Below are 25,589 nucleotides of genomic sequence, written 5' to 3'. Positions count from 1 at the left end.
AAAGTGATCTTGATATGCCATCAACAAAAAAACTGACCGCATCAATAGCAGTCAGTTTTTTATTATTTTACATAGTTTTCTTTAACAACTGTTGCACAACGCTCACATAATGTTTCATGTTCAGCATCTTTACCAATTGTTTCTGAAACTACCCAACAACGTTCACATGTTTCACCAGTTGCTTGAACAACAACAACCGCTGTATGTTCATACTTCGGTGCATCTGCTGGCGCTTCATCCATCATACCACCAAGTTTATACTCAGAAACGATGAATAATTGCTTTAAGTCTTCGCTAATAGACTCTAACATAGCTTTCATTTCTGCAGTTGGATATAGCGTAATGCTTGCATTTAATGACTTACCGATTACTTTTTCATTACGAGCTACTTCTAGTGCTTTTAACACGTCATCACGTAATGTCATAAATGCATCCCATTTTGTTTTTAACGCTTCCGCGTCATCTAATTGTACAGCTTCTGGCATATCAGTTAATTGTACACTTTCTTCTGTTACGCCTGGAATATATGGCCATACTTCATCAGCTGTGTGCGGTAAGATTGGTGTTACAAGTTTCGTTAACGCAACAAGAACATCATATAATACAGTTTGAATTGCACGACGATCTTCGTGGTTTGCACCTTCAATGTATAAAATGTCTTTTGCAAAGTCTAAGTAGAATGAACTTAAATCAATTGTACAGAAGTTATGAATTGCATGATACACAGCAGCGAAGTCGTATGTCTCATATGCTTCTTTAACTTTTGTAATTAAGTCATTTAATTTTACTAACATGTAACGATCTACTTCACGAAGTTCAGCTACAGCTACTGCATTTTCACTTGGCTTAAAGTCGTCTAAGTTTCCTAATAAGAAACGGAATGTGTTACGGATTTTACGATACACTTCTGCTACTTGTTTTAAAATATCATCTGAAATACGTACGTCAGATTGATAGTCAACAGAAGATACCCATAAGCGTAAAATGTCTCCGCCTAATTGATCCATGATTTTCTTCGGTACGACGATGTTTCCAATCGACTTACTCATTTTACGTCCTTCACCATCTAGTACGAAACCGTGGCTTAGTACGCCTTTATATGGAGCTTTACCTGTTACAGCAACTGCTGTTGATAATGAAGAGTTAAACCAACCACGATACTGGTCAGATCCTTCTAAATATAAATCAGCTGGACGCTGTAAATCTTCGCGCTCTTCTAATACCGCTTGGTGAGAAGAACCTGAATCGAACCATACATCCATGATGTCTGTTTCTTTACGGAATTCGCCATTTGGGCTACCTGGATGTGTAAATCCTTCTGGTAATAGATCTTTCGCTTCACGCTCGAACCATACGTTAGAACCGTGTTCACGGAATAAATCTGCTACATGGTTAATTGTTTCATCCGTAATAATTGGATCACCATTCTCAGCATAGAATACCGGAATTGGCACACCCCATGCACGCTGACGAGAAATACACCAGTCACCACGGTCACGAACCATATTATGAAGACGAGTTTCTCCCCATGCTGGTACCCATTTTGTTTCTGCTACAGCTTCTATTAATTCTTTACGGAATGCTTCAATAGATGCAAACCACTGTGCTGTCGCACGGAAAATAATTGGTTTTTTCGTTCTCCAATCATGTGGGTATGAATGTGTAATGAATGTTAGTTTCAGTAACGCGCCTACTTCTTCTAATTTTTCTGTAATTGGTTTGTTAGCTTTATCATAGAATAAGCCTTCAAATCCAGGTGCCTCATTTGTTAATACACCTTTATCATCGACTGGGCAAAGTACTTCTAATCCATACTTTTTACCAACAACGAAGTCATCTTCCCCGTGTCCTGGTGCTGTATGAACACAACCTGTACCTGCATCTGTTGTTACGTGATCTCCTAGCATAACTAATGAATCACGATTGTAGAATGGATGTTTTGCAACTGTATACTCAAGTTCGCTACCTTTTACTGTTTTCACAACTTCAGCATTTTCCCACTCTAACGTTTTTGCAACTGTCTCAAACAGCTCAGAAGCAATGATATATTTCTCATCATTTACTTTTACAATGCTATATTCAAGCTCTGGATGAACAGAAATACCTAAGTTTGCAGGTAATGTCCAAGGTGTTGTTGTCCAAATGATGTACTTCTCATCACCTTCTAATACGTTCTTTCCATCTTTTACAGGGAATGCTACGTAAATAGATGCTGATTTTTTATCTTGATATTCAATTTCAGCTTCCGCTAAAGCAGATTCACTCGTTGGAGACCAGTAAACTGGTTTTTGACCTTTATAGATATAACCTTTTTTCGCCATGTCACCAAACACTTTAATTTGTTGTGCTTCATAAGCTGGCTCTAAAGTAATATATGGATTATCCCAATCTGCACGTACACCTAGACGCTTAAATTGTTCACGTTGACGTTCTACTTGTTCATATGCATACTCTGCACATAACTTACGGAACTCAGCAACTGTCATTTCTTTACGTTTTACACCTTTATTTGTTAAAGCTTGTTCAATTGGTAAACCGTGCGTATCCCATCCTGGAACATATGGCGCACTAAAACCAGTCATTGATTTATAACGAACAATAAAGTCTTTTAATACTTTATTTAATGCATGTCCCATATGAATGTCACCATTCGCATATGGAGGTCCATCATGCAATACAAATAAAGGACGACCTTTTGTATGTTCTTGTACTTTTTCGTAAATATTCATTTCAGCCCATTTTTCTTGCATTGCAGGCTCACGTTTTGGTAAATTCCCACGCATTGGGAACTCAGTTTTTGGCATCAGTAATGTATTTTTGTACTCCATGCTCAATTCCTCCTTACATGTATAAAAGAAATACTTAAAAAACGGAATAAAAAAGAGACCTTCTCATCCCAAAAAGGGACGAGAAAGTCTCCCGCGGTACCACCCTAGTAGATCATATACATATGTATAGAATCCTCTTTATATTCTTAACGCGAATACACGCCTACGCTTACTCTATTTGTTCAGCGCGGAACTCCAGGGTGATATTCCCACTATCTCCTTATCCTGAGCTTACACCATCCTCAGTTCGCTATATAAGGTTTGAAAAGGTACTTATCCCTATCTTCGTTTTTCTTAATAAATATGTTGTTTAAAATTATATGTAATAATGAGAAAAACGTCAAGCTTACACTGTTTCTTCTTTTTTCAACAGTTCATCTACTTCGTCTTCTAATTCAATTAGTTTATCCCAATCATCGTTGTTTAACATCTCAAGCTGTGTTTCTAATAACATACGGAAACGAGTTCGGAATACTTTCGCTTGTTTCTTTAGCTCTTCAATATCAAAAGCAACTTTTCTTGATTTTACTAATGCTTCGTTAATAATACGATCAGCATTCTTTTCAGCTTCACGCACAATTAATTTCGCTTCTTTTTGCGCATTACGTTTTACTTCTTCCGCTGCTTCTTGTGCAACAACGATAGATTTGTTTAACGTATCTTCAATATTAGAGAAATGATCTAACTTCCCTTCTAACTGCGCAACTTTTTCTTCTAAAGCTTTTTTCTCACGAATGACCAATTCATAATCTTTGATAATTTGATCAAGAAACTCATTTACTTGATCTTCATCATAGCCACGGAATCCGCGACCAAATTCTTTGTTATGAATATCTAATGGTGTTAACGGCACAACGCCACCTCCAAGTAGTTATCTAAATTTCCTCTTTCAATTATATCTTTTCTTCGACAAAATAGGAGGATTTCCTTCTAAAAAACCAATCATTTTAGTATACCATACAAAATTCTCCATTTGTCGCGTTTTGTTCTACCTTCTACAGAAAATAATTTACTTCGGCCATATCCTCTAACAGAAAAAACATCTCCTGGATAACATTCATAAGAAGTTTGCTCCACTGTTTTCCAATTGACTTTTACTAAACCATTTTTTATGAAAGGTTGTACTTTCTGTCTAGATAAATGTAACATTTCAGCTAACATAACATCTAAACGAAGTGAAGAAACCGTTCCAGATTTCTCTCCCCACGTTTCATGTATCTGTAGAATTTGTTCTCCATGCACTGACGCTAAAGAGACTTTTACTTTCCCTATTGATTGTAAGTTCATCTCAATATACGATACAATTTCTTTCGCAACTACAATTTGGGCACGATTTTCTTGCAGCAAAATATCACCACATTTTTCTCTTGTTAAACCAAGAGACATAAATGTACCTAATATTTTCCTATGTTCTAGCGTATAAAACTTGGAAGGATAGTCAATTTCTAATACTTCTACTTGAAATTCTTCTTCATTTAATTCTAGATAGTCTGGATAAATAAGTGCTCTTTTACGCTCTGCATTAGGCGTTGCACCACCAAATTGCACAGCAACATCACCTTGTCCTATTACCATAGAAACAATTTGTTGTTGCCTAGGATCGAGAAAATCCGTTAACTTCACTTGATGGTACTCCGCCGCTCGCTTCCACTCTAGCACTTTATCCACAAAGACCTCCTCATCAGGCCTAAAATGTTCGTAGATGCTCATGTATTTACCTTCTTACTATAAGAAATAGCTTAATAAACTGAACAAACCAGTTTTAGCAAGTTTCAACGCAAAGATCGCAACGATTGGAGAAATATCAATCATTCCAAGCGGCGGAATAAAGCGGCGGAACGGTTCTAAATACGGTTCACAAATACGTGCCAGGAACTCTCCAAAAGATGATTCCTTCGCACCAGGAAACCATGATAGGAGAATGTAAATAATAAGTGCCCACGAGTAAATCTCGATAGCATAACTTAACACTATAAAAACTGTTGTCATGGCGTATTACCACCTCTTTATATTTGTTTCTTCTTCTTCACCGAATAACTCTGAAATCGCACCAACAATATCTACATTTTCAGGTGTACACATAAATGTTTTCGGCCCTATTTTTTGAATGTCCCCGCCTATAGCGTATACAGTACCACTTAAAAAGTCAACGATACGTACCGCTTGATCAGTAGACATTCTCTGCAAATTAATTACAACAGCTCGTCTACCTTTTAAGTGGTCCGCAATCCCTTGTGCTTCCGAATATGTGCGTGGTTCTAATAAAACAACTTTTGAAGATTGTTTTGCTGTTTCAATACTCACAACATTTTGCTTCGGTTGCGCTTTCGGGAACGTAACGTCTTGTTGTTCTGGTGGATCTTGCTGCTTTTTCATGTCTGTTTGCTCCTTTTCATAACCATATTGAGCTGCTTCTTTTTCTTCCGGTGTATCAAAAAAGAAGTATTTTACTTTTGACCAACTCATAATAAGATTCTCCTTCCTTTTACGCTTTTCCTACTAAAATCGTTCCCAAACGAATATATGTAGCCCCTTCTTCAATTGCAATCTTGTAATCGTTGGACATTCCCATTGATAATTCTTTACATGGCGCATGTAATAACTCTAGCTCCTGCACCTCTGTTTGCAGCATACGTAATTCCTTAAAACAGCGTCTGATTTCTTCCTCTTCTTCTGTAAATGGAGCCATCGTCATTAGTCCAACCACTTCAATTTTATCGAATTCTTGCAAACTTTGAATAAAAGAAACAACCTCTTCTATTGCCAATCCTTGCTTCGATTCTTCAGATGAGGTTTTCACTTGAATAAAGCATTTCACTTTCTTATCAGCACGTTTCTGAATTTCTTTCGCCAGTGAAAGACGATCTAACGAATGTAAATAATCAATTTCATTAATGATTTCTTTTACTTTTCTCGTTTGTAATGAGCCAATAAAGTGCCAATTAACTTTTGAACCGAAATGCTCGTATTTCTGTAAGAAACCTTCATTTCTATTTTCACCTAAATCGATAACTCCAGCTTCAATTACTTCGTTTGTTTTTTCAATCCCTACAGTTTTTGTAACTGCAACAAGTTTAATATCTTGCAACGAACGTCCAGCTCGAGCGCAAGATTCTTTAATAGCTTCGTTTACAATTACTAAATTTTCTTGTACTGTCACTTGCTTTCTTCCTCCTTAAAACCTATGAAACTCAACATTCTTCCTGTCTTACCTTGATCACGACGATGAGAGAAAAATAGTTGCTCTTCACAGCTTGTACAAAGAGATGACATTACAATATGCTCTTCTTTTATGCCTGCTTGTACACATAATATACGATTAATTTCTTTTAAATTAATTGCGTACTGCCCGTCAGAAATTTTTTGATGAGGAACAGCACCCCTAACTACTTCCTGTGCTGCTGTTAATACACGATCATCCACAACATAACAACAAGATCCGATCGACGGCCCAATTGCAACATGAATTTCATCACTTGAAATACCTTCTGCATTCCACTTTTGAATCATTTCCTTTGCAATCTCTTGTACAGTGCCTTTCCATCCAGCATGCGCAAGTCCTATCATACCATGTGATGGTGCATAAAAATAGAGCGGAACACAATCCGCGTAACAAGACGTTAACAGAACATCTTCATTACTCGTATAAATGCCATCTGTTTTTGAAATGCCGTCCTCATATGAATAGACACCACTTCCCTTTTCCTGTTGCCCTACTTTTTCAACATGATGAGCATGAACTTGTTCAGAGCAAATCCAATTTTCTAATGGTTTTTGTAACTTATTTGCTAAAATGCGTCTGTTTTCATGAACGTTCTCCACGATATCATTCACATGTAATCCTAAATTCATCGCATGAAAGGAGCCCGTACTTATCCCACCATCTTTTGTCGTAAATCCAGCAGTAATGTTTCCAAGTTCTTTCCACGCTTGTAAATACAGTATACCGTCCACATATTTAAATGCTTCTCTCATAATAAAGCGGCTCCTTTTAATTAAAATAACAGAAAAAAGCATGGTACTTCCTGTCTATTTTACCATACTTTTATTTTTTCATAATCCTAACAGAAAAAAAAGAGGAATTTGTAATATTCTTTATGAAATTGTCGGTGTTTGTATTGATTCTGTTACAGAATTAACAGGATTTACTCTTACAAGTATGACATCTTCCCCAATTTTCACAATTTCCTTCCAAGGAATTACAATCTCAACATCTTTTCCAAAAATACCTAGCATACGTGTCTGTTTGGAAATAATAACAGAACAAATTTTCCCTGTGTTCATATCAATTTCAATATCTCCAATATTCCCAATCCTTTTTCCATCTGAAATATTTATAACATCCTTCATCTGTAACTCTGAAATTCGTATCACCATTTTCATCCTCTCCCTTATATGACAAATTGGAAACTGTTTCTCATATTTACAGGAAGCCACCTATACGAAATTATATGAACACTAATCCCCTACTATGAGCACAAACCATATTACATATAAAAAGGTCTCACCATAATTGGTGAGACCTTATCCTTGAATCGTTTTATTCATTTGTTTAATGGCTGACTTCTCTAAACGTGATACTTGCGCTTGGGAAATCCCAATTTCTTCTGCAACTTCCATCTGTGTCTTTCCTTGGAAGAAACGTTTTCTAATAATCATTTTCTCTCTATCATTTAAACGCTTCATTCCTTCTTTCAATGCTAATTCTTCAACCCACTGCTCGTCCTTTTGTTTTTCATCACTTAACTGATCCATAACAAAGATAGGATCTCCCCCATCATTATAAATCGGTTCAAATAATGAGACTGGATCTTGAATTGCATCTAAAGCAAATACTATCTCTTCATGAGTTACTTCTAGCACTTTTGCAATATCCATTGCTGTTGGTTCTTTTGAATTTTCTGCAATCAACTTTTCTCTTACTTGCAAAGCTTTATACGCAATATCTCGCAATGAGCGCGATACGCGAATCGGATTATTATCACGCAAATATCTGCGTATTTCCCCAATAATCATCGGCACAGCATACGTTGAAAATTTTACATTTTGGCCTAAATCAAAATTATCAATTGATTTCATAAGTCCGATGCAACCAACTTGAAATAAATCGTCAACATATTCTCCTCTGTTATTAAATCTTTGGATGACGCTCAGTACAAGACGTAAGTTTCCATTCACTAATTTTTCTCTTGCGCTTATCTCTCCACTTTGCATTTCACGAAATAATTTACGCATCTCTTCATTTTTTAATACTGGAAGTTTAGCTGTATCAACACCGCAAATTTCTACTTTGTTTCTCGTCAAAGTGTTCCCTCCTATCGGGAGTTGCTGTACAGTGTAAAGTATTTCCTTTGAAGGGGATTTTATGCATGTGGTTTTTTCACGATTTGTTATTTAAATTATCTTTCCTAATACAACTAAATAGAATAAGACCAGCCTACATAACGGCTGGTCTTATTCTTTACACCATTTTATTAAATTCTTTTCGTAATCTTTTTATAATTCTTTTTTCTAAACGCGAAATGTATGACTGTGAAATCCCAAGCATATCAGCCACATCTTTTTGCGTCTTTTCCTCTCCTCCAGCAAGCCCAAACCGAAGTTCCATAATTTGTTTTTCACGATCATTTAATTGGTGTAATGCTTTCATTAAAAGGTGACGATCTACAGTAGCTTCTAAATCTTTTGTAATAATATCATCATCTGTACCTAACACGTCAGACAATAACAGTTCATTCCCATCCCAATCAATGTTTAGTGGTTCATCAAAAGAAACTTCCGAACGATTTTTGTTATTTCGACGTAAATGCATTAAAATTTCATTTTCTATACAACGCGATGCATATGTTGCTAATTTTATTTTCTTTTCTGGATTAAATGTATTTACCGCTTTAATAAGGCCGATTGTTCCTATACTAATCAAATCTTCAATATTTATCCCTGTATTTTCAAACTTTCTTGCTATATATACAACGAGCCTTAAGTTACGTTCAATAAGTAATGACCTTGCTGCCTGGTCTCCTTTTGGCAATTTATTCAAAAGAACTTCCTCTTCTTCTTTTGTTAACGGTGGTGGCAACGCTTCACTTCCACCAATATAATAAATTTCATCGGTCTTAATTCCTAATTTCAGCAATACTTTATACCAAAGGTATACTAAATAAAATTTTAATTTCATCATATTATCCCGCCTCTCATTATTAAGCAATTACCATTTTTTTGTGAAATCAACATTTTTGGATGCACAATACATTGATACTCCCCATTAGTAGAAAGCTGTTGTGTATTTAATCCAATTAATACTTTGTTTACAACAATAGAACTACCTTCATGGTCAACTTGCACACTGTCAGGCTTAATTGCCCACAAAAATTGACTCTCTACTCCTACTGCACGGAAAGGAATTAAGCGTAATTTTGTCGCCCAACCAGAATCATTTTCTGGTATTTGAGGAATTTCTGTTTTGGAATAAATTTGTTCTGTTAACCAAGATGGTAAGCAATGTTCTAATGATGAAACATGCATAATCATAACGGGTGTTTTTGTTAATGGGTCATAAAGTTGGTTCCCACTGTCAATAAGACCTGCCAGTTCTAGTTCTTCTTCTGCTAATTGAATTTTTACTTTCACAATTTGATCATAGTGTATTTTCGTGACCTCTACGCTTTCAATACGCTTTTTAGAAAAATAATAAATTACTGGAAAACCAAAAATAACAAATAACCAACTAATTGGATCACCGTAAGAAATTGACTGAGATTGAACCAATCCATTTACCATTTCATTCGTTTGCAAAAAGAAATGAGTTCCAATTAATCCTCCGCCAACCATAAAGGTTACAAAGTAAAAAGTAAAAACAGTTTGTGCATAATTTCTAAATGTTGTAAACCCAAATGCTGTATACACAATAAGTAATGAGTACAGTAGTTTCATAATTGGATGTGTCATCATAGAAGCAAAAGGAGTAAAGGCAAAAATAACAATAGTTGAACCTATAAATGCCCCTAACACAAGCCTCCATTTTTTGATTTTCTTTTTTAACACGGTAGCTGTTAATAAAAGCAAAAGAAAATCAATGCAGGCGTTTAACAACCAAACAACGTCGGCGTAAACAACCAAACAATTCACCTCTTTTTTCAAGTTGAGACTAGTATAATGCATATCCAATAGGAAAGTGTGTCAATTTGCGGAGGTGTTTTTTTGTTATTTTGTGATTTCTAGACATAATCTGTCGGTAAAAAATAAAAGTACAAATTCATAGAATGATATACTCTTATTTTCACCAACAAAATATACCAAATAAAAAAAAGACCTGCTTAGCAGGTCTTTTCCATTTAAAAAACAAAAAAGGAGCATGAAAGCTCCTTTTTTTATCGTCTACGACGGTTACGTAAAAATGCTGGAATATCGATATCATCTGAATCTGAATGACGCTCATGTACAACTGGCTCTTCACGCTTCATTTCACGTTTTACTTCACGTTGTTTTGAAGGTTGAGCTACTGGTTGTTGCTGTTGTTGCGTGTGGTTCGCATTCGGACGAATAATTGGTTTTGGTGGTTGAGTTGCAATGCTATCATCAAAACCAGTTGCAATTACAGTTACAACGATATCATCTTTTAATCCTTCGTTAATAACAGAACCGAAGATCATATTTACTTCTGGATCTGAAGCTGAAGCTACAATATCTGCCGCTTCTTGTACTTCATATAAGCTTAAGTTAGCGCCACCCGTAATGTTCATGATAACACCTTGAGCTCCATCAATAGATGTTTCTAGTAATGGACTAGAAATCGCTTTTTTCGCAGCTTCTGCAGCACGATTTTCCCCGTTACCAGAACCAATACCCATTAAAGCAGAACCTCTATTAGACATAATTGTCTTTACGTCTGCAAAGTCTAAGTTAATTAAACCTGGCGTTGCAATTAAATCCGAAATACCTTGAACACCTTGACGTAATACGTTATCAGCTTCACGGAATGCTTCTAACATTGGCGTATTTTTATCAACAATCTCTAATAAGCGATCGTTTGGAATTACAATAAGAGTATCTACATTTTCTTTAAATGCTGCAATACCAGATGCTGCTTGCGTCGCACGCTTACGTCCTTCAAAAGTAAATGGACGTGTTACAACACCAACTGTTAAAGCACCTAATTCTTTTGCAACTTGAGCAACAACTGGAGCTGCACCAGTTCCAGTTCCACCGCCCATACCGGCAGTTACGAAGACCATATCCGCACCACGAAGTGCTTCTTGGATCTGTTCTTTACTTTCTTCTGCAGCTTTTTTCCCTACTTCAGGGTTTGCGCCTGCACCAAGTCCACGCGTTAATTTTCCACCAATTTGCATTTTTGTTTCAGCTTTTGATAGATTTAATGCTTGTGCATCAGTGTTCACAGCGATAAAGTCTACACCTTGTACACCGTGTTCAATCATACGGTTTACAGCATTGTTTCCGCCACCGCCGACACCGATAACTTTTATATTCGCTAATTGATCTTGAGTAGTATCAAACTCTAACATGTCGAAATCCCCCTAGAACCTCATTTTTCGTGTCCAATTTTAATCCCATAAATAACGGAATACACGTTTTACTTTTGACATCATGCGGTCATCATTTTGATTATTATTGTTTTGATTACGAGTTTTTTGTTTCGCGGGTTGCTGTTGTACCGGCGTTGGTGCTGGTGCTGGTACTGGTTCAAAATGCTCTTGCTTTTCCTGCACATTTTTCCCACGTAATTTAGCTTTTTGATAAGAATGTTTAATTAATCCAACTCCACTTGTATATTGAGGCTCACGCACACCAATATAATCAGGAGTTGCTACACGAACATTTTCATGTAAAATATCATATGCAAGATCAAGAACACCTGGCATAGAAGCAATTCCGCCAGTTAGTACATAACCAGAAGCCACTTGCTTTACTCCTAACTTACGCACTTCATCTTGAACAAACATTAAAATTTCCTCTACACGAGCCTCTATTATATCCGATAATTCCAACTGAGAATATTGTTCTGTTTGATCACTTCCCATAATAGGAACCGTAAACATCTCTTCTTCAGATGCTGTATCATAAAAAGCATGTCCATATTTCAACTTAATTTGATCTGCATTTTCTGTTGAAGTTTTCAACCCAATCGCAATATCTTTCGTTATATGGTCTCCACCTAATGGTAATACGCTCGTCGCTTGTAACTCTCCATCTTTAAAAATAGATAAAGTTGTAGATCCTCCCCCCATATCAACAAGGGCTACTCCTCTATTTTTTTCATCTGAAGATATAGCAACTGTTGCAGCCGCTAAAGGTTGAAGACAAATATCAACAATTTCAAGACCTGCTTTTTCTACACAACGAAGTAGGTTATGTAGTAAAGTTCTCGAGCCTGTAATAAGTGTACCTTCCATTTCTAATCTTACACCGATCATCCCGCGTGGATCGTTAATCTCGTCAAGACCGTCTACGATGAACTGTCGAGGTACCACATCAATAAACTCACGTTCTGGAGCAATTGACACAACTTGTGCTGCATCTAGAACGCGTAAGACATCTTCATTCCCGATTTCACGATCTTCATTTGAAACAGCGACTACTCCGTGACAAGGAAGTAGCTGTACCTGGTTTGCATTGACACCTACTACAACTTGCTCAATGTGGATTCCCACCATGCGCTCAGCTTGTTCAATTGCTTTTTTAATTGATCGAACAGTCTCGTCTATATCAACTATCGATCCCTTCTTTAAACCATTTGATTTTACATTTCCAACACCAATAATGTTTAAGCTGTCATTAACCATTTCACCAATGATGACTTTAACATTGGATGTACCGATGTCAAGACTAACATATATTTCATTGCTGTTCATTCTTTGGCACCTCCTTCTTTATTTATACCATACAACTCAATATATGGAACAACAATCGCAACTTTACTATTTATAAGAAAAATATTCAACGTCTTTATACGTTTCCCTTTTTTAACCCTATATTTTTCTTATTTTTATTTAGCATTCAATTAAGAATATCGCAGTAAACTATGAATAACTGCTTATCTTGAAATAATTCTATTTCGAGTGTAAAGTTTACCGCCAAGTATAAGTCTACACTAAGATGTACTCATAGAAAAGTGAAACTTGTACCAATACTAGTATGAATCTAAGAATTTTTACATATTTTTCATCAAATGAACCATTCTTCTAAATTCGTATACATATAATAGAACATTCGTTTCGTTTTTTCTGCTATAAGCAACGAAAACTACCATTCTATTCTTTTTTTTCTTCCGCACCTAATTCTTTCGTATATGCACCTACTTCTAAGTCAATTAATACCTTCTTACCTGGCTCAATTGTTTTTAAAATAAGTGGATAGGCTTCCATACGTTTTGCGAAATTTTGAATCGTAGTGCTCACTTCATAACCTTCATTCATATATAAAGTAAGATGATCTTCATTCGCATTCGTTGGTGAATAGCGAATCTCCGAAATAGATTTTAAAATAGCTGGTGTTAATTTTTCTAGTTCAGCGATTAACTCCTTCATTTTCTCTTCTTTAAAAGGTTCAAAAATCGGTGCTGCAACAGGAAGTTTTCCATTAGGTAGTACATCAAGCGTTTTTCCATTTTCTAATAACGGTTGTAATTTTCCCTCTTTATTTATATAACCAATCGTTAAATATTCTTCGATATGAATATCAATCTTGTTTGGAAAACGTTTTTTTACATTTACTGCTTTAATTTCTTTTCGCTTCGTTAAGTTTTCTTCAGCTTTATGTGCTGTCACTCGGAAATAACTTGTATCATATGTCACGCCTGAATCCTTCATTACTTGCTCATCCGTCATATAGTGATTTCCAAACACACTAATCTTTTTTATATTACTAAGCGGAGACCGAAAATAAATTAAAAAGAGCACTAATAAAAATAAAATTGATATGTATAAAATCAATCGATGATTAACATTTTTTTTGTTTTTTTTCTTTTGATTTTTCAATTTTGGTACACGATCTTGTAGTTTAATCACTTTACTATTATTCATGTACGATCCCCCTATGTAACATAAATGATAATGAGCGGAACGAATAACCGTTATCTTCCAATGATTTCTACTTCTGTGTGCATATCTACATCAAATTTATCCTTAATTGTATGTTTTATTAATTCAATTAAAGACAATACATCTTGCGCTGAAGCTCCCCCGGTATTAACAATAAAATTGCCATGCATTTCAGAAATTTGAGCTCCACCAATCCTATAACCACGAAGCCCTGCTTTTTCTACTAAATCTCCTGCAAAATGTGGGATTGGATTCCGAAATACACTTCCTGCACACGGGTGATTCCATGGTTGCGTTTCACGGCGGTAATCTTTATTATTTTGCATACTACGTACAATTTCTTCACGTTTTCCCGCCTGTAATTGAAACACCGCCTCTAAAACAATACCAGGACGTTTCGTTTGCAATACAGATGCCCGATAAGAAAACTCCAGTTCTTTATTCGTTAACCAGTCAATTGTACCGTCTTCAAACAGAATGAGAGCCTTCGATAATACACTCGATATATCCGATTTATGTGCACCTGCATTCATGTATACTGCACCACCGACACTTCCTGGAATACCGCTCGCAAACTCCAATCCAGCTAACCCTTGACGACTAAGTAAAGTTGACAATTTAATAAGAGGATATCCACTACCAACTCTTACCTTATGTTTTTCGACCTCTAAGTGATCTAATCCTTCTCCTAAACGAATAACAACACCTTCTATGCCTTGATCAGATACAAGAAGGTTTGAACCGCGACCAATTACAGTCCACTTCGTTTTGTATTGCTTTACTAACTGTAATGTTTTTTCAATACCGGCTACATGCTTTGGCACAATTAAAATATCCGCTGGTCCACCTATTTTCATAGTTGTATAACGTGCTAACGGCTCGTTAACTAAAACACGACCAACGTCTGCTTCTATAAGCTCATTTACTAATTGTTCCATAGACAATCTCCCCCATATTAAGTCTCCTTATGACAATAATATGCAGGGCGTTCACCTAACGTTATCCCTCTATTTACGGGCAGTACAGCTCCTAAATCAAAATTCGGCGATAACAAAGAAATTAGGCGGAATCAGGATGTCAGTAAACATCCTATTAGTGAAAGATAATAATCAAAGAGAGAGAATCACTCCCCACTGATTAAAGCCTCACTTTATTTTTTTACAAGCTTATTCATTACTTCATACAGCTTATTTGCTGCATCTGGAATACCTAGTTGCTTAGCCGCTAGCTTCATATTTTGTAATGTTTGTGCATTCAATAAAATCTCATCAATATCACGAATAAGCGTTTCAGCTGTTAAATCTTTTTCAAGTAACATTTTTGCCGCTCCTTTATCAACAACTGAACGTGCATTCTTTTCCTGATGATTATTTGTTACATACGGACTCGGTATTAACACACTTGGTTTTCCTAACGCTGTTAATTCTGCAAGTGTTGTTGCCCCAGCCCTTGAAACAACAAGGTCTACACCAGTTAGTACCTCTGGCATATTATGAATGAACGGCTTAATAATAACATTGCTTGGGTTTCCTTTTTGCTTCACGGCTTCCATCACTTTATCATAATGTACTTCACCCGTTACATATAGTATTTCGTAGCTTTTGTTCCCAAACTGTTCAATTGCTTCAACGAAGGCATCGTTAATCGGTCTAGCCCCACGACTTCCACCAAATATAAGTACAGACTTTTTAGGAAGAGAAAGCCCAACTGAACGTTTCCCCTTCATTCCATTTTGATCCATTACCTCTGATGCTCGTGGATTGCCTGTCATTACCACTTTTGACTCTGGAAAATGCTCTATAGCTGCTTCAAAACAAACAGCAACTTTATCAACATAACGGCTTAAAAACTTGTTCGTTACACCTGGTACACTATTTTGTTCATGTACAATAGTTGGAATACCTAGTTTGGCTGCAGCGTATACAACTGGTCCACATACATATCCACCCGTTCCAATTACGATATCCGGATTAAAACGACGAATGTATCGTTTACTATCCTGTACACCTTTTAGAAAACGCATTACTGTTTTCACATTATCTAATGATATTTTTCGTTTAAATCCACTTATAACAATAGATTGAAATGGTATACCTGCTTTTGGAACGATTGTACTCTCTAGTCCATTTTCCGTACCAATATATAAAAATCTCGCTTCTGGATTTAACTTTTTTATTTCTCTAATTAAAGCAAGAGCTGGATAAATATGACCACCAGTACCCCCACCACTCACTAATACACGCACTAATACACGCACTACTAACTCCTCCGCTTCTCTTTTCTTATTTCCATTATACTTATTTCTATATACATATTGCATTTTTACACACATACGAAAAACCCTGTCTTATAAACAGGGTTTAGTAGCGAGAATGGCGACTTATATTTAATAATACACCTACTGCCATTAACATTAATGTCAAACTTGATCCACCATAACTTAAAAACGGCAAGGTAATACCCGTAACAGGCATCAGTCCTGTTACAACACCAACATTAATCATTACTTGAATCGCAATCATCGCCACAATACCTACTGCTAAAAACGTACCATATAAATCTGGCGCTCCTAATGCGATACGAATCCCGCGCCATAATAATAGACTAAATAATAATAACACAAATGAACCACCAATAAAACCTAATTCCTCGGATAAGATTGCAAATATAAAGTCAGTTTGCGGTTCAGGTAAATAAAGAAATTTTTGTCTACTTTGTCCAAGTCCAAGCCCAAATAATCCACCAGGTCCAATTGCAAGTAATGATTGGATAATTTGAAATCCACTCCCGAGCGGATCTGACCACGGATCTAAATATGATGTAATGCGTTTCATTCGATACGGTGCTGATGCAATTAACCCTACAAATCCTGCTACACCAATCAAACCAAACATTGCAAAGTGAAAGACTCTCGCTCCCGAAATGAATATCATAATGATACATGTCCCAACCATTACCGTTCCTGTCCCAAGGTCTGGCTGTAACATAATCATCCCAAAAGCAAGAAAAACAAAACTAAGAGCCGGTAATAAACCACGTTTAAAAGATGTAATCAATTTTTGCCGTTCTGCTAAAAACTTTGCCAAGAAAATAATCATCGCAAACTTCATAAATTCTGACGGTTGAATCGAAAATGCTCCGATTCCAATCCAACTTCGTGCTCCTCCTCGAACAAGACCTACTCCAGGAATAAGAACGAGAATAAGAAGAATGAAGCAAACTAGCAAAATCACTTTTGAATACGTACGCCACACCCAATAATCAATTTTCATAATAAAAAACATAGCTACTACACCAAGACCCGCAAACAGTAATTGTCTTTTTGCAAAAAAGAATGAGTCCCCCATTTTATAAGAGGCCCAAACTGCACTCGCACTATAAACCATAATCATTCCGATTGTCAACAATGAAAGTGTTACGATGATGAGAATAAAATCAGGCGTTTTCTTCATTACCCACAAACACCACCTCTTTAGGCAGAACCTTTTGCCCTATGTAACAAAACATCAGTAGGTGTTAGCCTACTGATGTTTTGATTTACTTTATATAAGTTTATGCACAGCTTGTATAAAAATGTCTCCTCTTTCTTCAAATGTTTTAAATTGATCCCAGCTTGCACACGCTGGAGAAAGAAGAACAACATCGCCATCTTTAGAATGAGCATAAGCCTTCACCACTGCTTCATCCAAAGTATCGACACTTTCAATTATATCTAATCCCGCTTTTTCTGCCGCTCTTACTAGTTTAGGAGCTGTTTGTCCAAATGTTACAATCGCTTTTACATTTTTGAAATACGGAATTAAATCATCAAATTCATTTCCGCGATCAAGCCCACCTGCTAGTAACACAATCGGTTGTGTAAACGCAGATAGTGCTTTCTCAGTCGCTAACATATTCGTTGCTTTTGAATCATTATAAAACTTACGGTTGTTAATCGTTGTTACATATTCTAAACGATGTTTTACACCCGTAAAACGTTTTAACACGACCGTAATTGCTTCATTAGAAGTACCTAATAATTTCGCAATACTCATCGCAGCTAAAATATTTTCTAAATTATGTTGACCAGGTAAAACGATATCGCTTACTTCAACAACTTTTTCACCTTTGAAATAAAGAGCGTTATCTTTTATACACGCGCCATCTTCAATTTCTTTCGTTGTCGAAAACAGGATTTTTTGACCTTTAGAATACGCAGACAAAGCCATCACATCTGCATCATCCGCATTTATTACACTATAATCATTTTCTGTTTGGTTTTTAAAAATATTTGCTTTCGCTAAACCATATTCTTTCTTCGTCCCATGATAATCTAAGTGGGCCTCAAATAAATTTAAAAACGCAGCAATTTTAGGTTGGAACAATTCTACTCCCATCAATTGAAACGATGAAAGTTCTGTAACTACAACTTCATTTTCTTTTGCACCCTGTGCTACTTCACACGCTACAGTTCCAATGTTCCCTGCAATTACAGGATGCTTTTGTCCTTCTTTTAGCATTTCAAATGTCAGCATTGTCGTCGTCGTTTTACCGTTAGACCCCGTAATCCCAACAAATGGTGCTTCTGAAATACGATATGCTAATTCAACTTCCGTAACAATTGGAATTTGCTTTTCTTTCGCAGCAACTAATATTGGATTAGAATACGGGATTCCTGGATTTTTTACTACAAGAGAAATATTTCTCTCTAATAATTCTAAAGGATGACCACCGCATACAACGTCCATTCCTTTTGCTTGTAATTCTGCAGCAAGTACATTCTCTGCTAAAGGCTTTCCGTCATTTACAATAACATTTGCCCCTAACTTTTGTAACAATGTAGCTGCTGCATAACCACTTTTTGCAATGCCTAATACAAGAATATTCTTATTTTGAAATTCAGTTACAGTTTTCAATTACATCCACACCCCGATATAAATTCCTAACACAGCTAATAAAAATCCTGCAGACCAAAACGTCACAACAACACGCCACTCTGACCAACCACATAATTCATAATGATGGTGTAATGGACTCATTTTAAAGACACGTTTTCCTGTTGTTTTAAATGAAATGACCTGAATGATAACCGATAAAGTTTCCATTACGAATACTCCGCCAATAATTACAAGTAGCAATTCTTGTTTTAATAAAATCGCTACAGCTGCAATGGCTCCACCTAAAGCTAATGAACCTGTATCTCCCATAAACACTTTTGCTGGATTCGCATTGAATACTAAAAATCCAAGTACAGCTCCTACAACTGCCATACAAAATATCGCTACTCCAAATTGCTCTTGTGCCACAGCAATAATACTAAATGCTCCAAATGCAATAGCAGCTGTTCCTGATAATAAACCATCTAAACCGTCAGTTAAGTTAACTGCATTTGATCCACCAATAAGCATAAATAGTACAAGTACGAAATACGCCCAACCTAATTCAAACTTAACATCCGTTCCCGGAATCATGATGTATGTGTGGAACGCTTGCCCTTTTCCAATTAAAAAGAATGCAATAGCAATAACAAGCTGACCTACTAATTTTTGTTTTGATGTTAAACCAAGATTTCTCTTCTTAACTACCTTTATGTAGTCATCTAAAAATCCAATCAATCCGTAACCAAACGTCACTAATAGTAATAACGAAACCTCTGCACCTAAATAATTAAACTTAATCGCCATAATAAGTGAAGTTACCATCATAGATACGTATATGACGATACCACCCATTGTTGGTGTCCCTGATTTTTTTTGATGTGACTTTGGTCCTTCATCACGAATACTCTGTCCGAACTTTAATTTTCTTAAAAATGGAATAAACAATGGCGAAAGGGCAACAGAAATTAAGAATGCTACCCCAGCCGTTACTAATAAACCTTGCTCAAGCACATGTAGTCCTCCTCTCACGTTGTTACTCTTCGTTGCTTAAACGCCCTTTAATTGCTTCTTTAGCAACTTCACGATCATCAAAATGATGAACTTCTTTACCAATAATTTGATACGTTTCATGACCCTTACCAGCAATAATAATGATATCATCTGCTTTCGCTTTAGTGATTGCATGGTGTATCGCTTCTTTTCTATCAATAATCACTTCATAATTTTTCCCGCTTGCACCATGTACCATATCATCTAAAATAGCCGCTGGATCTTCACTTCTTGGATTATCTGATGTGTAAATTGCATGAGTTGCATATTTTGTTGCAACACTTGCCATTATCGGTCTCTTCGTTCGGTCCCTATCGCCGCCACAACCAACGATACAATACACATCACCTTTTGCAAATTGTTTTGCAGTTTTTAATACATTTTCTAAACTATCCGGCGTATGTGCGTAATCAACAATAACTGTATAATTTTGTCCTCCATCAACAACTTCAAAACGCCCTGGAACCCCAGCTAGTTCTTTTATAACAGCAATGATTGTTTCTAATTTCACACCCGAAACAAGTCCTGCTGCTGTTGCTGCAAGTACGTTATATACATTAAATTTACCTATTAATTTCATCGTAACATTTACACTTTCATATGGTGTGACAAGCGTAAATGTAGTCCCGCCACTCGTCATAACGATATTTTTTGCCATAATGTCACTTGTTGTATCAATACCATATGTTACAACTGTTGCTGCAGTACTTCTCATATACTCTTCTGTTACATTATCATCGCTATTCAGCACAGCGTACTTTTCGCCATTATGATTATAACTATTGCCAAGCTGTGCAAATAGTAACCCTTTTGCATGTTTATATTCTTCCATCGTTTGATGATAGTCTAAATGATCTTGTGTTAAATTCGTAAATACCGCTACATCGTAATCACATCCGTGTACACGACCAAGATCTAACGCATGTGACGAAACTTCCATTACCGTGCTGTCCACACCTTGTTCAACCATTTTTGAAAACGTCTGTTGAAGTGTTAGTGCATCTGGTGTTGTATTTTTCACCTCAAATGTTTCATCACCGATTTTCATATTAATCGTTCCAATTAGCCCTGTTTTATGACCATGTGCTCGCATAATCTCATCCATAATATGCGATGTTGTTGTCTTTCCATTTGTACCTGTAATTCCGATTAAATGTAACTTGTGTGTCGGTTGACCATAAAAATAATCAGCTAAAACCGCTAACGAACGAAAAGTATTTTTCACAAGTACAACTGGAACGTCAACATCAATTGGTCTTTCCGCAACAATAGCAGCCGCTCCTTGTGCCGCTGCTTGCTTAGCAAAATCATGGCTATCAACCGTATATCCTTTCATACATACAAATAAGCTTCCCTCTTTCACTTTACGTGAATCAGCTTCTATAGATGTGATTTCTGGATTTTCTTTTGGAACAACTGGAAAATCATGCAAACATGATACAAGTGTATGCAACTTCATTTCACTAAACCCTCTCTACATTGTTTATTTATCTTTTTTTAGTAAGCAACACATTACCTCCTATATAAGGAGGTAAGTGCTACTGACCTATTTATGAATGAGACACTTACTGTCTCAAATTAAGTAACTGTTCTATAAAGAACTCACTTCCACCAATTGTACCATAAAACGTACTATGTTACCTTTAATTCCCGAAGTAAATTCTAATTTTTGAGCCTTCTTTTACTTTAGCTCCCGCTTCTGGTGATTGTTTAATTACTTTCTCTCCATCTCCACTTATATCAAGCTTCAAATCGACGAGTTGTGTTTGTAAGTCTTTCTTTTTCATTCCAATTAAATTCGGAACTTCCACAGTTGGTGTATCGCCCCATTTATATTCTTTCTCAACTTGTTCTTTTCTCGGTTTCACTCCCATAACAGGAAGCGCATCTCGAAGAATATTCCCGACAATTGGAGCTGCTACCACTCCACCAAACTGTGTAACCCCTTTTGGATTATCAACAGCAACATACACAACAATCTCTGGATCATCCGCTGGAGCAAATCCGATAAAAGATACTATATAATTATTCTCTAAATATTTACCATCTTTCACCTTTTGAGCAGTACCCGTTTTTCCACCTACACGATATCCATCAATATAAGCACCTTTACCAGAACCTTTCGCTACAACATTCTCTAATGCATAACGAACTTTTTCTGAAGTTTCCTTGGAAATAACTTTTCTTTTCTCAACAGGTGTCTTTTTACTAACAACTTGATTATTTTTCGGATCAATAAACTCCTTAGCTATATACGGCTGATACAATGTTCCACCATTTACAGCCGCCGCTACAGCTGCTACTTGTTGAATCGGTGTAACAGAAACCCCTTGGCCGAATGAAGTTGTTGCTTGCTCTACTGGACCAACTTTATCTAAATTAAATAAAATCCCACTGCCTTCACCTTGCAAGTCAATTCCAGTCTTCTGCCCAAAACCAAAATTACAAATGTATTTAAATAATCGGTCTTTACCAAGGCGATCACCAAGTTCAATAAATCCCGGGTTACATGAGTTTTGAACGACTTCTAAAAACGTTTGACTGCCATGACCTCCTGCTTTCCAGCATTTCAATCTAGCTCCACCTACTTCAGCTGCTCCATCATCATAAAACGTATCCTTCTCTAAGTCTACTAAATTTTCATTCAATGCTGCAGCTAATGTAATGATCTTAAATGTTGAACCAGGCTCATACGTACTCCATACAGGTAGATTTCTGTTATACACTTCTGGAGAGACACTTTGAAAATCCGCTGGGTCAAAACTCGGTCGACTAGACATCCCTAAAACTTCACCATTTTTAGGGTTCATCGCAATCGCAATCATACCGTCAGGATTATAAGTTGACTCCGCAATATTCATTTCTCTTTCCATAATCCTTGTAATACGCGCATCGATTGTTAATCCTAAATTTAAACCGGCTTCTGGCTTTTTGAAATCATCACCAACATTAGGCATCCTTTGTCCTTTCGCATCTGCAAAAAAACGCACATGACCTTTGTCCCCATTTAGCTCTTTATCATAATATTTTTCTAGTCCCATAAGACCTTGGTTATCGCTACCTGCAAAACCTAATACATGTGATAAAAAGTTTCCAAATGGATAGTACCGGATAGAATCCTCTGCGATATACACGCCCTTCAGACTTAATCCTCGTACTTCTTTCGCTTTGTCATGTGATATTTTCCTTCCGCCCTTATCTAACCTTACAATCGATTCTTTTTTTGTAATCCTTTTATAAATCTCATCTTTTTCCACACCTAATACTGCAGCTAACTTCTCTGCAGTCTCTGCTGGTTTTTCAATTTGCCTCGGTACAACAAAGACAGTTGGAGCACTTTTATTCGTGGCAAGTTCCACACCATTTCGGTCTAAAATTTTCCCACGTTCGGGTTCAAAAGTAATATTACGACTCCATGAATCTTTCGCACGATCCGTTAACATATTCCCAAGAAAAAATTGCACATATCCAAGACGAATATCGATAATCGTGAAAATAAGTATACCTGATATAAGTATAAAAATAAGTCGTTTTCTAACTGTTACATTTGATACACGCATATCGGAACAAGCCTCCCTTACGCCTAGCTTGTTCCAATATATGCTTGTACTTATTTAATTAGAACTTATTCTCTTTTACCATTACGGCTTTTCTGCTTCTTGCTGTGGTTCGAGTGGCGGTACGAGTGTGACACCTAATTCTGTACCAGGTTGTAATAATGTTCCTTCCGCCACACTTTGTTCTGTTACGTATCCTGTACCAGAAGGTTTCAAGTTAAGCTGTAATGTCTTCGCTAAATTCATAACATCACGCAGTGCCCATCCTTGTATATTTGGCATTGTAGGCTTATCTCCTACCAAGAAGACTCGGTCGCCTTTTAATGTTTGTTCAGTCGCTTTTGGTACTTGTTGCTGTACTTTCCCTTCACCTAGTACGATTGGACGAAGTTTTGCTTTATCAATCGCTTTCCCCGCTTCAGCCATCGTTTTACCATTTACATCCGGAACAGTAGTTTGTTGTTCTTTCAGATGTTTTTTCGGATCTTTCACTTCATTTGGCTTAATCTTTAAATACTCTAAACTATTTTTTGTTACATATTTAAAAATATCAGCTAACGGTTGTGCACCGTTCTCATCATCTTTTAATTTCGGCTGTTTAACAGCTACATACACAACAAGTTGTGGATCGTCCATTGGTGCCATACCTAAGAATGAGAATATATAATTCTGTCTCCCTGTCATATAGCCGCCTTTTCCATCCGGAATTTGCGCTGTACCTGTTTTACCACCAACTGAATATCCATCAATTTTATAAGCTGTCCCTGTACCTTTCGGAGATGTAACAACACGTTCTAATAATTGTCTTACTTGCGCTGCTGTTTCCTTTGTAACAGGTTTTCCTACTTCTTCTGGCTTATGTTCTAATTTTACTTTGTCTGTTATCGGATCTACAATTTTATCAATTGCATAAGGTTTCATCATTTTCCCATCATTTGCAATGGCCGTTGCAGCTTGTACAAGCTGAATTGGTGTTACAGTGGAACCTTGTCCAAAAGCTGTTGTCACTTGTTGTATTTGCTGATCAAATAAAATTGTATTCGATCCTTCACCTGATAAATCAATGTTCGTTTTTTCATCTAATCCAAAACTATGAATATATTTTCGGAAACGTTCTGGACCAAGTTTTTGATCTCCTAAAATTGCAAACGCTACGTTTGAAGAACGCTCTACCCCTTCATCAAACGTGATAGAGCCCCAACCAGCACCACCGTTATGATCTTTTATTTTCCTATTTCCGACTTGATATGTCCCGGACTGATAATAATCTTGCCCTTTGTACACACCTTCATTAATGGCTGCCGCTAACGTGAAAATTTTCATTGTTGATCCAGGTTCAAATGCATTGGCAATTGCATCATTGAAGAAATATTTAATTTGACGATCATTAGGGTCATAACTAGGTTTAGTAGACATCGCTAATATTTTCCCAGTTTTCGGATCTGCAACAATCCCTATTAAACTTTCTGGCTCATATTGCTTACTTGCTGCTTTCATCGCGTCTTCTAAATAACTTTGGACACGTTGATCAATTGTTAAATACGCGTTATCTCCATTTTTAGGTGCCTTTACATTAACTTTTCCACCATCAAGGGACACACCTTTACGATCACCTGTATACGCTACTTCTCCGTTCGAAGCACTTAAGTATTTATCCAAGCTTTTCTCTATGCCAAATTGACCTACCGAGGTTCCATTCTCATTTGGTTTTGCATGACCTATAACGTAAGATGCAAAATCACCGTTTGGATACACCCTTGCATTTTCTGTAATAAAAGATATTCCCGGCAACTTCAACGCTTCTATTTGTTCCTTCTTTTCTTTCGTCAAATCCTTGCCTAACGTTCCAAATTCGACTTGACTTCTACCTTCCTTATTTAAAGAAGCTAAAATATCCTCTTCGCCTTTTCCAAGTACTCCTGCAATTTTCTTTGCAGTATCTTCTTTATTCTCAACTGAGTTAGCACCTTTTAGTGCAGCTACCATTTTGTAAGAGTTTGCATCTTGCGCTAACACATGACCGTTTTGATCATAAATGGTTCCTCGGTTCGCTTCAAGAACTCCTTTTTTACTATGCTTTTGTTTAGCAAGTGCATCTAAATCCTGATTATGAACTGTTCCTGTTGATTGTATGTAAAAAAATCGGGCTAATAACAGCAAAAAGAGCAGGAGGAAAAATATCATAAAATAACCTGCTCCCTTATTGGTATGAAATTTAGTCATATTCTTCTTCAT

At 36.6% G+C, this 25,589-nt stretch carries 22 protein-coding genes and 1 other annotated feature; all 22 genes read right to left on the bottom strand.

Annotation, left to right across the window (positions count from 1 at the left end):
• Positions 1-62: 62 nt before the first annotated feature.
• On the bottom strand, positions 63-2,828 hold the full coding sequence (gene ileS2 / locus MR169_RS10360) for an isoleucine--tRNA ligase (protein ID WP_206905168.1): 2,766 nt from the start codon (positions 2,826-2,828) through the stop codon (positions 63-65).
• Positions 2,829-2,899: 71 nt separating this feature from the next.
• Positions 2,900-3,123 (bottom strand) — a binding site (T-box leader).
• A 51-nt stretch (positions 3,124-3,174) separates the two neighbouring features.
• On the bottom strand, positions 3,175-3,681 hold the full coding sequence (gene divIVA / locus MR169_RS10355) for a septum site-determining protein DivIVA (RefSeq protein WP_001131611.1): 507 nt from the start codon (positions 3,679-3,681) through the stop codon (positions 3,175-3,177).
• 89 nt (positions 3,682-3,770) lie between these two features.
• Positions 3,771-4,538 (bottom strand): YlmH family RNA-binding protein, encoded by a 768-nt coding sequence (locus MR169_RS10350; protein ID WP_242319355.1) that lies wholly within the window; start codon positions 4,536-4,538, stop codon positions 3,771-3,773.
• A 15-nt stretch (positions 4,539-4,553) separates the two neighbouring features.
• Positions 4,554-4,817, bottom strand: coding sequence for a YggT family protein (locus tag MR169_RS10345; RefSeq protein WP_000214233.1), 264 nt, complete (start codon positions 4,815-4,817; stop codon positions 4,554-4,556).
• Between the two features lie 6 nt (positions 4,818-4,823).
• Positions 4,824-5,294 carry a cell division protein SepF gene (locus MR169_RS10340; protein ID WP_000119129.1) on the bottom strand — a complete coding sequence of 157 codons (471 nt, stop codon included), beginning with the start codon at positions 5,292-5,294 and terminating at the stop codon, positions 4,824-4,826.
• A 19-nt stretch (positions 5,295-5,313) separates the two neighbouring features.
• Positions 5,314-5,988, bottom strand: a complete 675-nt coding sequence (locus MR169_RS10335) for a YggS family pyridoxal phosphate-dependent enzyme (RefSeq protein WP_000218007.1) — start codon at positions 5,986-5,988, stop codon at positions 5,314-5,316.
• A complete protein-coding gene (gene pgeF, locus MR169_RS10330) occupies positions 5,985-6,803 on the bottom strand; it encodes a peptidoglycan editing factor PgeF (RefSeq protein WP_242319354.1) in 819 nt (272 codons plus the stop codon). Before pgeF ends, MR169_RS10335 begins: the two co-directional genes overlap by 4 nt.
• Positions 6,804-6,923: 120 nt before the next feature.
• Positions 6,924-7,205 carry a YlmC/YmxH family sporulation protein gene (locus MR169_RS10325; protein ID WP_000236745.1) on the bottom strand — a complete coding sequence of 94 codons (282 nt, stop codon included), beginning with the start codon at positions 7,203-7,205 and terminating at the stop codon, positions 6,924-6,926.
• 147 nt (positions 7,206-7,352) lie between these two features.
• On the bottom strand, positions 7,353-8,132 hold the full coding sequence (gene sigG, locus MR169_RS10320; RefSeq protein ID WP_000197755.1) for an RNA polymerase sporulation sigma factor SigG: 780 nt from the start codon (positions 8,130-8,132) through the stop codon (positions 7,353-7,355).
• Positions 8,133-8,289: 157 nt separating this feature from the next.
• Entirely contained in the window at positions 8,290-9,009 is a 720-nt protein-coding gene (gene sigE, locus MR169_RS10315) for an RNA polymerase sporulation sigma factor SigE (RefSeq protein ID WP_000976948.1), read from the bottom strand.
• Positions 9,006-9,947 carry a sigma-E processing peptidase SpoIIGA gene (spoIIGA, locus tag MR169_RS10310; protein WP_242319353.1) on the bottom strand — a complete coding sequence of 314 codons (942 nt, stop codon included), beginning with the start codon at positions 9,945-9,947 and terminating at the stop codon, positions 9,006-9,008. The genes sigE and spoIIGA overlap by 4 nt, the downstream gene beginning before the upstream one ends.
• 251 nt (positions 9,948-10,198) lie before the next feature.
• Positions 10,199-11,353, bottom strand: coding sequence for a cell division protein FtsZ (gene ftsZ / locus MR169_RS10305; RefSeq protein WP_000888984.1), 1,155 nt, complete (start codon positions 11,351-11,353; stop codon positions 10,199-10,201).
• A gap of 39 nt (positions 11,354-11,392) precedes the next feature.
• On the bottom strand, positions 11,393-12,700 hold the full coding sequence (ftsA, locus tag MR169_RS10300) for a cell division protein FtsA (protein ID WP_001087557.1): 1,308 nt from the start codon (positions 12,698-12,700) through the stop codon (positions 11,393-11,395).
• 399 nt (positions 12,701-13,099) lie between these two features.
• Entirely contained in the window at positions 13,100-13,870 is a 771-nt protein-coding gene (divIB, locus tag MR169_RS10295) for a cell division protein DivIB (RefSeq protein ID WP_001065789.1), read from the bottom strand.
• A gap of 50 nt (positions 13,871-13,920) precedes the next feature.
• Positions 13,921-14,826 carry a UDP-N-acetylmuramate dehydrogenase gene (gene murB, locus MR169_RS10290; protein WP_000437024.1) on the bottom strand — a complete coding sequence of 302 codons (906 nt, stop codon included), beginning with the start codon at positions 14,824-14,826 and terminating at the stop codon, positions 13,921-13,923.
• A 212-nt stretch (positions 14,827-15,038) separates the two neighbouring features.
• On the bottom strand, positions 15,039-16,133 hold the full coding sequence (gene murG, locus MR169_RS10285) for an undecaprenyldiphospho-muramoylpentapeptide beta-N-acetylglucosaminyltransferase (RefSeq protein WP_021728036.1): 1,095 nt from the start codon (positions 16,131-16,133) through the stop codon (positions 15,039-15,041).
• 115 nt (positions 16,134-16,248) lie between these two features.
• Positions 16,249-17,340, bottom strand: a complete 1,092-nt coding sequence (gene spoVE, locus MR169_RS10280) for a stage V sporulation protein E (RefSeq protein WP_000753520.1) — start codon at positions 17,338-17,340, stop codon at positions 16,249-16,251.
• 90 nt (positions 17,341-17,430) lie between these two features.
• Positions 17,431-18,783, bottom strand: coding sequence for a UDP-N-acetylmuramoyl-L-alanine--D-glutamate ligase (gene murD / locus MR169_RS10275; RefSeq protein WP_000860128.1), 1,353 nt, complete (start codon positions 18,781-18,783; stop codon positions 17,431-17,433).
• Positions 18,784-19,758, bottom strand: coding sequence for a phospho-N-acetylmuramoyl-pentapeptide-transferase (gene mraY / locus MR169_RS10270; RefSeq protein ID WP_000893060.1), 975 nt, complete (start codon positions 19,756-19,758; stop codon positions 18,784-18,786). It lies immediately after the preceding gene.
• A 22-nt stretch (positions 19,759-19,780) separates the two neighbouring features.
• Complete coding sequence (gene murE / locus MR169_RS10265; RefSeq protein ID WP_000766319.1) at positions 19,781-21,256, bottom strand: UDP-N-acetylmuramoyl-L-alanyl-D-glutamate--2,6-diaminopimelate ligase; 1,476 nt, start codon at positions 21,254-21,256, stop codon at positions 19,781-19,783.
• 184 nt (positions 21,257-21,440) lie between these two features.
• Positions 21,441-23,357, bottom strand: a complete 1,917-nt coding sequence (locus MR169_RS10260; protein ID WP_242319352.1) for a stage V sporulation protein D — start codon at positions 23,355-23,357, stop codon at positions 21,441-21,443.
• Between the two features lie 81 nt (positions 23,358-23,438).
• The gene (locus MR169_RS10255; protein WP_000739958.1) at positions 23,439-25,589 is read right to left on the bottom strand and encodes a penicillin-binding protein; all 2,151 of its coding nucleotides are present in this window, start codon (positions 25,587-25,589) and stop codon (positions 23,439-23,441) included.

This window comes from Bacillus cereus group sp. BfR-BA-01349, from assembly GCF_022663795.1.
In the GTDB taxonomy this organism is placed as follows: domain Bacteria; phylum Bacillota; class Bacilli; order Bacillales; family Bacillaceae_G; genus Bacillus_A; species Bacillus_A cereus.
This window is presented reverse-complemented; position numbering and strand designations above follow the sequence as displayed.